The 13,318-nt window shown below is 67.7% G+C and carries 12 protein-coding genes (1 of these 12 cut by a window edge); 5 read left to right on the forward strand and 7 right to left on the reverse strand.

What is annotated here, in order from left to right; translation table 11 throughout:
- Positions 1 to 31 precede the first annotated feature (31 nt).
- Positions 32 to 919, reverse strand: coding sequence for a 3-methyl-2-oxobutanoate hydroxymethyltransferase (gene panB / locus BAY61_RS04630; protein ID WP_091810852.1), 888 nt, complete (start codon positions 917 to 919; stop codon positions 32 to 34).
- A 186-nt stretch (positions 920 to 1,105) separates the two neighbouring features.
- Between panB and BAY61_RS04635 the strand changes: the two genes are divergently transcribed.
- Both BAY61_RS04635 and BAY61_RS04640 read left to right on the forward strand, forming a co-directional pair.
- Positions 1,106 to 1,801 (forward strand): DUF998 domain-containing protein, encoded by a 696-nt coding sequence (locus BAY61_RS04635; protein WP_091810851.1) that lies wholly within the window; start codon positions 1,106 to 1,108, stop codon positions 1,799 to 1,801.
- Positions 1,802 to 1,835: 34 nt separating this feature from the next.
- Positions 1,836 to 2,420: a DinB family protein gene (locus BAY61_RS04640; RefSeq protein ID WP_091810850.1), complete on the forward strand. Its 585-nt coding sequence runs from the start codon at positions 1,836 to 1,838 to the stop codon at positions 2,418 to 2,420.
- Here the strand turns inward: BAY61_RS04640 and BAY61_RS04645 are convergent.
- The 4 genes from BAY61_RS04645 to secA2 all read right to left on the reverse strand — a co-directional run bounded on the left by BAY61_RS04645 (position 2,387) and on the right by secA2 (position 8,044).
- On the reverse strand, positions 2,387 to 2,926 hold the full coding sequence (locus BAY61_RS04645) for a methylated-DNA--[protein]-cysteine S-methyltransferase (protein ID WP_091810849.1): 540 nt from the start codon (positions 2,924 to 2,926) through the stop codon (positions 2,387 to 2,389). The genes BAY61_RS04640 and BAY61_RS04645 overlap by 34 nt on opposite strands.
- A gap of 357 nt (positions 2,927 to 3,283) precedes the next feature.
- The gene (locus BAY61_RS04650) at positions 3,284 to 3,727 is read right to left on the reverse strand and encodes a nuclear transport factor 2 family protein (protein WP_091810848.1); all 444 of its coding nucleotides are present in this window, start codon (positions 3,725 to 3,727) and stop codon (positions 3,284 to 3,286) included.
- Between the two features lie 106 nt (positions 3,728 to 3,833).
- Positions 3,834 to 5,558, reverse strand: coding sequence for an NAD+ synthase (locus BAY61_RS04655; protein ID WP_091810847.1), 1,725 nt, complete (start codon positions 5,556 to 5,558; stop codon positions 3,834 to 3,836).
- A 161-nt stretch (positions 5,559 to 5,719) separates the two neighbouring features.
- A complete protein-coding gene (gene secA2 / locus BAY61_RS04660) occupies positions 5,720 to 8,044 on the reverse strand; it encodes an accessory Sec system translocase SecA2 (protein ID WP_091810870.1) in 2,325 nt (774 codons plus the stop codon).
- Positions 8,045 to 8,140: 96 nt separating this feature from the next.
- On the opposite strand from secA2, the gene BAY61_RS04665 reads away from it, so the two are divergent.
- The gene (locus BAY61_RS04665; protein ID WP_091810846.1) at positions 8,141 to 9,715 is read left to right on the forward strand and encodes an alpha/beta hydrolase; all 1,575 of its coding nucleotides are present in this window, start codon (positions 8,141 to 8,143) and stop codon (positions 9,713 to 9,715) included.
- A gap of 9 nt (positions 9,716 to 9,724) precedes the next feature.
- Here the strand turns inward: BAY61_RS04665 and BAY61_RS04670 are convergent, their stop codons facing one another.
- The gene (locus BAY61_RS04670; RefSeq protein ID WP_091810845.1) at positions 9,725 to 10,426 is read right to left on the reverse strand and encodes an LppX_LprAFG lipoprotein; all 702 of its coding nucleotides are present in this window, start codon (positions 10,424 to 10,426) and stop codon (positions 9,725 to 9,727) included.
- A 68-nt stretch (positions 10,427 to 10,494) separates the two neighbouring features.
- Complete coding sequence (locus BAY61_RS04675) at positions 10,495 to 11,460, reverse strand: GlxA family transcriptional regulator (protein WP_091810844.1); 966 nt, start codon at positions 11,458 to 11,460, stop codon at positions 10,495 to 10,497.
- A gap of 70 nt (positions 11,461 to 11,530) precedes the next feature.
- Between BAY61_RS04675 and BAY61_RS04680 the strand changes: the two genes are divergently transcribed.
- Both BAY61_RS04680 and glnA read left to right on the forward strand, forming a co-directional pair.
- Complete coding sequence (locus BAY61_RS04680; protein ID WP_091810869.1) at positions 11,531 to 12,838, forward strand: MFS transporter; 1,308 nt, start codon at positions 11,531 to 11,533, stop codon at positions 12,836 to 12,838.
- Between the two features lie 28 nt (positions 12,839 to 12,866).
- A protein-coding gene (glnA, locus tag BAY61_RS04685) for a type I glutamate--ammonia ligase (RefSeq protein WP_091810843.1) crosses the window boundary here: on the forward strand, positions 12,867 to 13,318 show its 5' portion. It continues 892 nt past the right edge of the window; only the first 452 of its 1,344 coding nucleotides appear in the window; the start codon lies at positions 12,867 to 12,869; the stop codon falls past the right edge of the window.

The following is a 13,318-nucleotide window of genomic DNA, read 5'->3' on the forward strand; positions in this document are numbered from 1 at the left end:
CCGTCGCGACAGGTCGTTCACGGCAGGCGGATCAGTGAAAGGCGTGTTCAGGGGCGGGGAACTCGCCCCTTCGAACCTCGTCGGCGAAGGCCCTCGCCGCGCCGGAGAGCGCACCGGCGAGATCGGCGTAGCGCTTCACGAACCGGGGTGCCTTTCCGGTGCGCAGCCCCGCCATGTCCTGCCACACCAGCACTTGCGCGTCGCAGTCCGAGCCCGCGCCGATCCCGATGGTGGGGATGCGCAGTTCGTGGGTGACGCGTTTGGCCACCTCAGCGGGCACCATCTCCATCACGACGGCGAAAGCCCCAGCCTCCTGGAGCGCGATCGCGTCGGCGAGCAACTGCTCGCCCGCTTCGCCCCGGCCTTGAACCCGGTAGCCGCCGAGGTTGTGCTCGCTCTGCGGTGTGAATCCGATGTGGCCCATCACAGGGACACCCGCCGAGGTGAGGGCTTCGACGTGCGCGGCGAAGTGCTGTCCGCCTTCGAGTTTCACCGCCTGTGCCCTGCCCTCCTTCATGAACCGCACGGCCGTCGCCAGCGCCTGCTCCGGTGAGAGCTGGTAGCTGCCGAACGGCAGATCGGCCACGACGAGCGCACGGGAGACCGACCTGGTCACCGCACGCACGAGCGGAAGCAGCTCATCGACGGTCACCGGCAGTGAGGTGTCGTAACCGAATACGTTGTTGGCCGCGGAATCGCCGACGAGCAATACCGGAATACCGGCCTCGTCGAACAACGCGGCGGTGTACATGTCGTACGCGGTGAGCATGGGCCACGGCTCCCCGCGATCCTTCAGCTCGCGCAGGTGGTGGATGCGGACCTTCTTGCGCGGCGTGCTCGCCTGCGGTGAAGGGCCCGAACCGTACGGGGCCGTCGTCTCACCCGTGTGGTCGTGCTCTGATGTGGACTTCGAGGACATCTTCGTCAACCGTCCTTCCCTCGGGGCCTTGGTGGGGTCCCCGGGTCGTGGATCGTGTACAGAACAAAGCGTGGCACCCGTACCGGCTGTCCCCAAGCTCGTGCGAGCAGCTTCACACGGCAGGCGAACGAGCAGGTGAATCGATTTCGGTTCCGGCAGGGGGGCCGGCGTGATAGACACATCGCCATGCCGCCGGTCACGCACCACCGCCCGACGACACTGCACACGGTTCATACGCTCGCGGTGGCGTTGCTGACGATCGGCGGGGTGGGTTACCTCGGCTGGCTACTGGAGTTCTTCCTCGAAACCGGGCTTTCCCCGCTGAGCGCGTCGATCGACGAACTCTCCGCCGTCGGCCAGCCCTACCGGAATGTGTTCCGCACCGCGGAAATCATCGCCGGGGCCGCGTTCGTGTTGTCGGTTCCCCCGCTGTTGCGGCTCGCGCCGGTGCACTGGCAGGCGAGGCTGACCGTCGGCGCCGTGTCTGTACTCGGCGTGTTGCTGGTTGTCCGTGGGGTGACGGCCCCTGACTGCGCGTTGTCGTCGGGGCCGGTGTGCGCGCAGCGGCAGGAGTTCTCGGCCGGTCACCACGTGCATCACGTGGCGTCGGTGTTGTTGAGCCTGCATTACGCCGTGGGGACGGGAACGCTGGTGTTGTGGTGGCATGGCCGCTGGCGGGTGCGGGCTGCCGTCGTCGCCGGTCTCGCCGCGCTGGCCTGGCTCGCGATCATCGCCGTCGAGTGGATCGTCCCCGGCAGCTACACGGGGGTGGCGGTGCGGGCGCGGGCGATTCTGGTCGGGGTGGCCATCGCCGTTGGCATCGGGTACCTGTTGACGGTCGGGAAGCGGCAGGGTGGCGAATGGCAGGATTCCCGTCAGTGAGGCGAAAACATGTTCGTCATGGGAGGTCGCGGCGATGCCTGGGATGATCGGCCCGGTCGCCGACGAGCGGGACGGGTTGCTCGGTTACCTCGCCCAGCAGCGCTACGTGTTGTGCCTCGCCGCCTACGGCCTTACCGACGAGCAGGCGAGGATGCGGCCGACGGCGAGCGCGTTGTGTGTGGGCGGGCTGATCAAGCACGTCGCGGCGACGGAGCTGGCGTGGATGAACGTCGTACTCGGCAATCCCGTCGACGACACCGGCACCGCCGATTTCCGGTTCGGGCATGACGAAACGCTCGCCGACGTGATCGGGGAGTACGAGCGGGTGGCGACCGGCACCGAGGAGATCGTGGAGGGTATCGCCGATCTCGGGATGGCCGTCCGCGTGCCGAGCGAGGTGCCGTGGTTTCCCGACGATGTCGCCGCGTGGTCGGTGCGCTGGGTGCTGCTGCACCTCATCGAGGAGACGGCGCGGCATGCCGGGCACGCCGACATACTCAGGGAATCCATTGACGGGGCAACGGCTTTTCCGCTCATGGCCGCCGCCGAGGGCTGGCCCGAGACGCCGTGGCTGAAGCCGTGGCGTCACAGGTCGAACAACGTGGGCTCCTCAAGGTGATATCCCTCGGCGTCGAGCAGGCGCCGTTTGGTGTCCAGTCCGCCGGTCGCCGAGAAACCGCCGGCTTTTCCGCCGGCAGCCAGCACGCGGTGGCAGGGCACGATGGGGGCGAACGGGTTGTTGCCGAGCGCCTGCCCGACCGCGCGGGCCGAGCCGGGGTCGCCGAGTTCGGTGGCGACCTGGCCGTAGGTCATGGTGGATCCGGCGGGGATCGCCAGAGTGACCTCGTAGACCCTGCGGTGGAACGGTGGAACGCGGTCGAGCGCGAGCGGGACGCCGGAAAGATCGGTCCGTTCGCCGCGCAGTAGCGCGGTGACACCGAGTATCGCCTGCTGGATTTTGCCGGGTGGTGGCTGCTCGCCCGCGCCGGGGAACCTGGCATGCACGGCCTCGCGTGCCCGGTCGGCCGTCGCCTCCGGCAACTGGCTGCCGACGACGACCTCACCACACCACACGAGGGCGCAGTAACCGAACACGGTCTCGAAGACCGCGAAGCCCTCATCCATCCCGTCCACGCCGGAAACGGTACGCCCCTCCACCGACAGTCCCAGCCCACCAGCCCCTGGCCGAAGCAAGGGAGCTTTGCTGCCGTTTCGACTCGCCGGGCCCGAGTGCCCCGGGTCCGTGCGCCGGAAATCGAAGCAAGGGAGCTTTGCTATCACTTGCCCCGCCGAGCCCACGAACGACGTTCGGTTCGAAAGCAAGGGAGCTTTGCTATCGAATGCGGCATCAACCGCCTCAAGAGCACCGAGCTGTTGCCACGAGGTAGGACACGCTCGCTGGCCGGTACGGGGCGACCGTCTTCATAGCGGCCAGCAACGAGTGGCTGTGGTCAGCATCCTCGCGATCGGGCCGGTGGCTCTTCACCGATTCTCCGCCTCGAATGCCTGGGCGACGGCCAGGCTGTCCTCGTAAATATGGTGCCGGGTGACAAGGCCATCCTCGATGGTGAGGTGCAAAGCGAACCGCGCATGATACGCACGGCCGGTAGGCCGGGCGGTCTGACGGATCTCGCCGAGCACGACCGCGTCGCTTCCGTCGACAAGGATGCGCTCGACCTCAGTCGCCACACGCTCCGGCACGTGGTACTCCGCAAGCTCGCGATAGTGGGCGGCCGCGTCGGCCCGGGTGGACCGGTGACGGATCCACGGCGTGGCAGTACGGCCGTGCTCGGCCTCCGGCCAGTCGAGTTTCCAATCGCCCTGCTCGGCATACAACTCGGCGATGCGCTCGGGGTCGCCCTCGCCAATTCTGCGCAACAACTCCTCAACCACGGTTCGGGTGTTCACAGGTGCGGCTATGGACATGGCTGACCTCCGTTTTGGTCCGCGTCGTCCGACGCGAAGAGGACACCAATCCTGCCAGCGGGCGCACGCCGAAACGATTACCCCAGAGGTAAGGCAAGCGACAGCTCTAATGCGCCTCCCGCCAGGCGTTGGTGATGGGCAACCTGCGGTCCCTGCCGAATGCCTTGAACGTGATCTTCGTGCCCGGTGGGTACTGCCTGCGTTTGAACTCCGCCTTGTCGACCATGCGCACGACCCTGTCGATTGTTTCCGCGTCAAAACCCGCTTCCTGCAATGCCTTGTAGCCGCGGTCACCCTCCACGTAGTCGTCGAGGACGTCGTCGAGCAACGGATAGTCCGGCAGCGAGTCGCTGTCGAGTTGCCCTGGACGCAACTCGGCCGATGGCGGCTTCGTGATCGAGTTCTCCGGGATGGGCGGGGTTTCTCCGCGCTTCTCGGCTTCGGCGTTGCGCCACTTCGCCAATGCCCACACGTGGGTTTTGAAAACATCCTTGATCGGCGCGAAACCGCCGACGGCGTCGCCGTAGATCGTGGAGTAACCGACCGCGATCTCCGTCTTGTTCCCCGTGGCGAGCACGAGATGACCCTCCAGATTGGAGAGCGCCATCAACAGCATCCCCCTCGCCCGCGCCTGGATGTTCTCCTCGGCGAGTCCGGTACCGGCCAGGCCGAGCTGATCAACGTACTGCGCGACCATGCGATCGACCGGCTCGACCCGGAACGGGCAGCTGAGCCTGCGGGCGAGATCCGCGGCGTCCGCCCTGGAATGCTCCGACGAATACGCCGACGGCATCGACACACCGTGAACGGCCTCGGGGCCGAGCGCGTCCACCGCGAGCGCCGCGGTGACCGCCGAGTCGATACCGCCGGAGAAACCGAAGATGACCGAACGGAAACCGTTCTTGCGCGCGTAGTCCCGCAGACCGACGACGAGGGCCGACCACACTTCCGCCTCGTCGGGAAGCGGTTCGCTGATGGTGGGCTCTGGCAGCGGTTCGTAGTGGGGCAGCGGTTCGGCACTCAGCACCCGGTGACTCACCTCGATGCCCGCGAACCGGCCTTCCCGAGTGCCCGCGCCCCTCGGAAGGTCCAGATCGAGCACCAGCAGGTGCTCGACGAACTGCGGTGCCCGGGCCAGTAGGTGGCCGTCGGCCGCCACGACGATCGAGTCACCGTCGAAAACGAGGTCGTCCTGCCCGCCGACAAGGTTGGTGTAGACGACGGGAGCCCCGGCTTCCACCGCCCGCCCCGCGACGAGCGGCAGCCGGACGTCGTCCTTGGAACGTTCGTACGGTGAGGCGTTGGGCGAGACGACGAGATCGACGGTCGCCTCGCCGAGCGCCGCGACCGGGCCGCCGTCCTGCCACAGGTCTTCGCAGATCACCATGCCGATGTCGAGGCCGTGGAACCGCAGGACTTCCAGCGCGTCGCCAGGCTTGAAGTTGCGGCGCTCGTCGAAAACGCCGTAATTGGGCAGGTGATGCTTGTACTGGCTGGCCACGACCCGGCCCCCGAGCAGAGCGGCCACGGCGTTGCGCGGCCCGGCGTCGTCCTGGTCGAGGTAGCCCACGTAGGTGAGCAGCTCGCCGCAACCCGCCTCGGCGAGCCGGGTCGCCAGCGCGTCGACCTCAGCGTGGGACGCGTCGGCGAATGTCTTCCGCAACGCCAGATCCTCGACCGGATAACCGGTGAGCGACATCTCGGGGAAGACGACCACGTGCGCGCCGGAGGCAACCGCCTCGCGCGCTCTCGTCACGATCAGCTCGGCATTGCCGGTCAGGTCGCCAACGGTGGGATTGATCTGGGCGAGTGCGATGCGCAGTTGCGGCATGCCCTCATTCTGGCGCAGAGTCGGCCCGCGCGTTCATGTGTCGGCGAGCACGCCGCATGCCGGGTAGCCGGCTCCGGGAGCAGCCCGAAAGAAGCAAGGGAGCTTTGCTACCGCCAAACGGCAGCAAAGCTCCCTTGCTTCCGAACGCCGAGCCGGGGGGCTCAGTTGCGTTTCTTGCGAAGCAGGCCCCTGACCTTCTTCAGCGCCTGCTCGGCGTCGGAGTCGAAGGGGTTGTCCTGCACCAGGTAGGTCCAGGTCGAGGTCGGCCGCCTGATCCCGGCGGCGGCGAGGTCGACGCTTCCCTCGGCGATCTCGGCTTCCACCAGCGTCTTCGCCGAGCGCTTCTCCGCCTCGCCACGCAGCTTGTGGAATTCCGGGATCGCCGCCCGGTGGAACTCGTCGAGCGGGGTTTCCTTCGCCAGCGCCCTCAGATGGATCGTCTCGCGGACATCGGTGAGAAACGCGAGGTGATCGGCCCAAAGCTGGTCCAGGTGATACAGCTCGATGTCCCTGCAAATCCGCGTCAAGGTCTCCTCGTCGAGCTTTTCGGCCAGCTCCTTGTACCGGTCCGGTTCCGCTTCCTCCAGCCGCTCGCGCGCTGCCTCGGTACGCAGCACCTCGTCGCGGTGCTTGAGCAACTCGGCCCGCTGGTGCTCGATCAGCCGCGTGTACCGCCAGGTGTTGCGGTGGATCTCCAGGTCGACACCCTCGGCGACCCGTTGCGCGTGATTGATCTGCCGGTGCGCCGCCGAATCGGTGACCTCACCGGTCTTGTCGTCGGCTTCGATGCCCTCGGGAACATCGGGCGCGTTCGACAGCACCAGTTCGTCGTTGAGGCTCGCGAAGAACACCGAACTGCCCGGATCGCCTTGCCTGCCCGCGCGTCCCCTGAGCTGGTCGTCGAGCCTGCTGCTCGGATACCTGGCCGTGCCGATCACGTGCAGCCCGCCCAGCTCGGCGACCCGCTCGCGGTCCGCGCCGTCGGCTCCGCCGAGCCGGATGTCCGTGCCACGCCCCGCCATCTGGGTCGACACGGTGATCGCGTCGAACTTGCCCGCCTCCGCGATGATCGCCGCTTCCTCCGCGTCGTTGCGCGCGTTCAGCACCACGCAGGGCAGCCCCGCCTTCGCGAGCTTCTCGGCCAGCTCCTCCGACTCCGCGACGTCTTGCGTACCGACGAGGATCGGCTGCCCGTCCTCGTGGACCGTCCTGATCTCCTCCACGATCGCCCGCAGCTTGTGCCCCGGCGACGCGAAGATGCGATGCGGTTCGTCCTTGCGGACGTTCGGCGTGTTCTGCGGGATCGCCGCGACCTCAAGTTTGTAGAACTCGCGAAGCTGTTCGGCGACGGCCACCGCGGTGCCGGTCATGCCCGCCACCTGCGGGTACCTCGCGATCAGCGCCTGGACGGTGATCGAATCCAGGATCTCGCCGTGATCCGACGGCGGCAGTTGCTCCTTCGCCTCCACCGCGGCCTGTAGTCCGTCAGGCCACCGCTGGAGTTCCGCGACTCGCCCCCGCGAGGCGTTGATGAGCTGGACCTTTCCTTCCCTGACGAGATAGTCGACATCCCTCGTCAGCAACGCGTGCGCGTGCAAGGCGACGTTCACCGCGGCGAGCCGGTCCGAGCCTTCCTCCTCGTACAACTCGATCCCGCCGAGAGCCTTCTCGACCACCGAAGCACCAGCTGAGGTCAACCACGCGTTGCGGCCGTCGGGATCGGTCTCGTAGTGCAACCCGACCCGCAGCCTGCGCACGATGTTCGCGACTTCCTCGTCGGCGACCCCGGCGTCGACGGAGCCCGCCATCACCAGCGGGACCCGTGCCTCGTCGACGAGCACCGAGTCGGCCTCGTCGATGATCGCGACCTCCGGCTCTGGCTGCGCCAGCTTCTCGACGTCGGTGACCAGCCGGTCGCGCAGCACGTCGAAGCCGATCTCGCTGACCGCGCCATAACAAACCTCGGCCGCGTAGGCCGCCCGTCGCTGCTCGGCCGTCAGCACCGGCTCGACCCAGCCGACGGAAACACCGAGCAGTTCGTAGACCGGCCGCATCCACTCCGCGTCACGGCGGGCGAGGTAGTCGTTGACGGAGATGACGTGAACCCGCTTGCCCTGGAGCGCGTAGCCGGCCGCGGCCAGAGCGCCGGCCAGCGTCTTGCCCTCGCCCGTCGCCATCTGCACCACGTTGCCGGACAACAGGCCCATCACACCGAGAAGCTGCACGTCGAATGCCCGCTCACCGAGCGCCCGTCGAGCCGCTTCCCTGCCAAGCGCGCACAGCTCGGCGATCTGCTCGTCACCGAAGTTCTCGGCCTCCCTGAGCTTGTTCGCGGCCTCGGTCAGCTCCGCGTCGCTCAGTTCTTCGAGCCCGGGTTCCCGCTTCTCGATCGTGGGCAGCAGTGCCTCGTAGCGAGTCAGCTCCACGCTGGCAGGACGCTGGATGATCCTGCGCAGTCGTTTGCCGACCCGGCCCATCAACGCCACCACCCGAGCCTCCGTCCCCATGTGTCCGCATCATCCAACAGCATTCAACGCCGTGCTGGTGCGGTCGAGTTCCCTTGCCAATGGCACGATCGACACGTGTCCGCCCGTGAACGCTACCTGTCCCTGGCCGCCTGTCTACTCGTCGTGACCGGGTTGACGGCCTGCTCGTCGGAGCCGACGGATCCGCCATCCCGCTCCGGCCCGGCCGGGCCGGTACCCGACGGACTCGACACCTACTACTCCCAGCAACTCGACTGGGGCGCCTGCGCCCCCTTCGCGACATCGGAGACGGCGAGCCGGATGTTCCAGGCGGACGGCATCGAGTGCGCCCGCATGACCGTTCCCCTCGACTACGAAAAGCCCGAGGGCACGACCATTGAGATCGGTGTGCTCAGGCACAAGAGCGCCGACGACGCCGACCGGATCGGCTCGCTCGTGCTCAATCCCGGCGGGCCCGGCGCGTCGGGGATGGTCTCGGCCGCCTCGATCGGAAGGGGTGTCGCGAGCCAGGAAGTGGGGGAGAAGTTCGACGTCGTCGGCTTCGATCCGCGCGGAGTAGGAGCCAGCGAGCCACAGGTGACCTGCCTCACGGCCGACGAACGCGACGAGGATCGCGCCAGTGACAGTGAGGTCGACGGGAGCCCGGAGGGCGTCGCCGCGCAGGAACAGCAGGAGAAGGACTTCGCGGCCAAATGCGCGCAGCGCACCGAGCACGGTGACGACATGCTCGCCCACCTCGGCACGAGGGACGTCGTGAAGGACCTCGACGTGCTGCGGTCCGCACTCGGCGACGAGAAACTGACCTACCTCGGGTACTCCTACGGCACGCGCATCGGTTACACCTACGCGGAGGCGTTCCCCCGCAACGTCAGGGCGCTCGTGCTCGACGGCGCGCTCGACCCCGAGCAAGACCTCGTCGAATCGCTTGTCGCGCAGGGGGAAGGCTTCGGCAAGGCGTTCGGGGAGTTCGCCAGCTGGTGCGCCGAGCGCGCCGACTGCGCACTCGGCCAGGACCCGGCAGCCGCGACGAAGGCATACCAGGACCTGACGAGGCCGCTGATCGACAACCCGGTCGACGTCGGCGGAAGGGCGCTTTCCTACGAGGACGCCACCACCGGCACCATCCAAGCGCTGTACACCGAACAGTTCTGGGAGCAGCTCGACGCGGGCCTCGCCGAACTCGCCAACGGCCAAGGCCAGACACTGATGTCGCTGGCCGACATGTACAACGAGCGCGGCAGCGACGGCCAGTACGCGACCACCCAGGACGCCTTCGTCGCCATTCGCTGCGTCGACGACCCCCGCGTCACCGACAAGCAGGAAATCCTCGAAGCGCAGCGCAGGTACGCCGAGGTCGCCCCCTTCCTCGACCCGGGAACGGAGTACTCCTCGGCGAGGGACGCCTGCACCTTCTGGCCCGTGCCCAACACCTCGGAACCTCACCTGCCGAAGGTGGACGGTGTGCCTCCCTCACTGGTCATCTCGACGACCAACGACCCGGCGACTCCCTACGAGGCCGGAGTAAGCCTCGCCAAGGCGATGAAGGGCGGCCTGCTCACCTTCGAGGGCACTCAGCACACCGTGTTCCTGCAGGGCGACACCTGCGTCGACGAGATCGGCACGAGGTACCTCGTCGACGGTGAGTTGCCCGAGGAAGGCGCTCGCTGCTGAAAGGGAGGCTCAGGAAGCGTCGCTTGATTCCCGCACCGGCGCGTTGTGCTCCGACAAGGCAACCTCAAGCATCACGGAGCCCTCGTTCTTCTGTCGGGGCGGGATCTGGATCCACAACCGGAGCAGGTCGCGGTTCTTTCCTTCCGCTACCCAGAACTTGACGTCGACGTCGGCGTCGATGCCGGGAACGAGGGCGGAGACAACCGACCGCGACAGCTCACCGGTCACCCGGTACGAGGACACACCGTCGAGTTCTTCCCTGCCTTCGGTGGTCAGCCCGCTCGCCTTTTCGAGGAGCTGGTAAAGCCCCCGCTCGGGGTCGAGCAGCCGGGCCGGGCTGAACTCCGCGGGCACCGGCCGCTCCGAGGTGTTGCCGTCCTTGTCCGTCAGGCGCAACCGGTCACCGGAGAGCAGGAACCGGTACTGCACCCGGTCGGTGTGTTCCTGGACGTCCGCGTCGCCACTGGCGAACCCGTACTCGCCGCCCTGCCTTGTCGCCACGCCGTCGACCTCCCTGATGGAAAGCCCTGGCACCGTGCCACTCAGGCTGACCTGGAAGCGGACGCTCCGCAGCTCGCGCAGTTGCGTCGCGGATTCGTCGACGAGTCCGCGTCCCTCGGGCAGTGGGCCGCTCGTGTCCGGGGACGGCGTGCAACCGCCGAGCATCCCGATGACGAGTACGAGGAGGAAAGCGATCCGGCGGGACACCATGTCGTTACGTTAGCGGGACGAATTCGCCGCGTGTCGTGGCCCTGTGCGGTGGCGGAGGCGGTGAACGGTCAGACCTTGCCGCGCTGGGCGGCGAACGTGCGCCGGTAGGCCAGCGGGGTCACCCCGATGGCGGCGCCGAGATGCTGCCGCAACGAGGCCGCGCTGCCGAGGCCCGACTGAACCGCCACCTGCTCGACCGACAGTTCTGTGCTTTCCAGCAGCCTGCGGGCATGTGCCACGCGCTGCTTCGTCAGCCAGGCGTGCGGGGGGAGCCCGGTTTCCTCCCTGAAACGCCTCGCGAACGTTCTCGTGCTCATGCTGGCGTGGCAGGCGAGCGCGGCGACGTCGAGTGGTTCCGCCAGGTGTTGCAGCGCCCATGCCCTGGTCGGCGCGGTACTGCCCGCCCACGTCTCCACGAACGGCCGTTCGATGAACTGCGACTGCCCGCCTTCCCGCCACGGCGGGACGACGCAGTAGCGGGCCGCGGCGTTCGCCACCTCCGCTCCGTGGTCCTTTCTCACCACGTGCAGGCACAGGTCGACGCCTGCGGCGAGCCCGGCCGAGGTGAGTACGTCGCCGTCGTCGACGAACAACACGTCCTCGTCGAGCTTCACCCTCGGGTACAGCTCGCGAAACTGCCGGGAATGGGCCCAGTGAGTCGTGGCCGGACGCTCGTCGAGCAGCCCCGCCGCGCCGAGTACGAAGGCGCCCGTGCAGATCGACATGATCCTGGCGCTGCCGGGGATGAGCGCGAGCGCGTCGGCGATCGCGCCGGGCAGGGTGCCTTCGTAGCGAGGGCCACGCGCCTTGGTGCCGGGAATGATCACGGTGTCGGCCTCGGCGAGCACGTCGGGGCCGTGATCCAGCACGGCGGTGTACCCGGTGGCCACGCGCACCGGCTTGTCGTCGATGCCGCACAGCCGCACGTTGTAGAGGCGCTCACCGGAAAGCCGCGCCGTGTTGAAGATCTGCGGCGGAATCTGCATGTCGTATCCGATGACCTCGTCGATGGCGAGAACGACCACCTGATGCATGGCAGGATTCTTACACATATTGGCATTCCTGCCACTCGTCGGCTGACGATCATCAGGCGAAGCTGTGCCGGTGACCGATACCCGCACCGCGGTACCCGCCCGTGCCAGCAGAGTGCACTGGGCATGGCTCGTCGCCTTCGCCGCGTTCGTCGCACTCGTCGGAGCCGCCGGTTTCCGGGCGGCACCCAGCGTGCTCATCGATCCGCTGCACGAGGAATTCGGCTGGTCACGGGGAACGATCTCCGCCGCGGTGTCGATCAACCTGCTGCTGTACGGATTCATCTCGCCGTTCGCGGCGGCCCTGATGGAACGGTTCGGCATGCGCAAGGTCGTCGCGAGCGCGCTGGCGCTGGTGGCGGCAGGCAGCGGGTTCACCGTGTTCATGACCGAGAGCTGGCAGCTTTTGCTGTGCTGGGGCGTGCTCGTCGGCACCGGAACCGGCTCGATGGCGCTCGCCTTCGTCGCGACGGTCACCGGACGCTGGTTCGTCAAGCACCGAGGTCTCGTCAGCGGGATCCTGACCGCCGCGGGAGCCGCGGGACAGCTCGTCTTCCTTCCGCTGGTCGCGATGCTCGCCACCGATCAAGGGTGGAGGACGGCGTCGCTGGTCGTCTCAGGCGCCGCGCTCGCCGTCGTGCCCATCGTCCTGTTGCTGCTGAGGGACTGGCCAGCCGACGTCGGCACTACCGCGTACGGAGCACCGGAAGGCGAGCAGACCCCGCGGGCTACCGGCGGAACCATGCGCGCGGGCGGCAGTGCGATGCGCGCGCTGACCGCGTTGAGAGACGCGGCGCGGACCCGCACGTTCTGGCTGCTGGCCGGAGGGTTCGCGATCTGCGGTGCCTCGACGAACGGGCTCATCGGCACCCATTTCGTTCCCGCCGCGCACGACCACGGCATGCCGCACACGACGGCCGCGGGGCTGCTGGCCCTCGTCGGGCTTTTCGACGTCGTCGGCACCATCGCGTCGGGCTGGCTGACCGACCGCGTCGATCCACGCTGGCTGCTCGGCACCTACTACGTGCTGCGCGGTGCTTCACTGCTGGTGCTGCCGATGCTCTTCGCGCCGACGACCGAACCGCCGATGTGGGCGTTCATAGTCTTCTACGGACTGGACTGGGTCGCCACCGTCCCGCCGACCGTCGCGTTGTGCAGGACGTGGTTCGGTGCCAACGGTCCCATCGTCTTCGGCTGGGTCTTCGCGTCGCACCAGGTGGGCGCCGCCGTCGCCGCCCTGGGAGCCGGGCTGACGCGCGACCAGCTCGGCAGCTACGACCTCGCGTGGTTCGCCGCGGGCGGACTTTGCGCGGTGGCCGCCGTGCTCTCGCTGTCGATCCGCAAGAGTTCGCCCGAAGGGGACCCAGCCCCGAAACATTGAGTTAACAAGACGCGCATAGGGTCGCGGCATGGATCGCCAGCAGGAGTTCGTGCTGCGCACGCTTGAAGAACGGGACATCCGCTTCGTCCGGCTCTGGTTCACCGACGTGCTGGGCTTCTTGAAGTCCGTCGCCGTGGCGCCTGCCGAGCTCGAAGGTGCGTTCAGCGAGGGCATCGGATTCGACGGTTCGGCCATCGAGGGATTCGCCAGGGTCTACGAATCCGACATGGTCGCCAAGCCCGATCCCTCCACGTTCCAGGTGCTGCCGTGGGAGACGCCGGACGGCGGGCTGTACTCGGCGCGGATGTTCTGCGACATCGCGATGCCGGACGGCTCACCTTCATGGGCCGATCCCCGGCATGTGCTGCGGCGGCAGCTTTCGAAGGCCAGCGAGGCCGGATTCACCTGCTACGTGCATCCGGAGATCGAGTTCTTCCTACTGGCGAACCTTCCCGAGGACGGGAGCGAACCCGAGCCGGC

This window comes from Prauserella marina (assembly GCF_002240355.1).
Taxonomy (GTDB): Bacteria; Actinomycetota; Actinomycetes; order Mycobacteriales; family Pseudonocardiaceae; genus Prauserella_A; species Prauserella_A marina.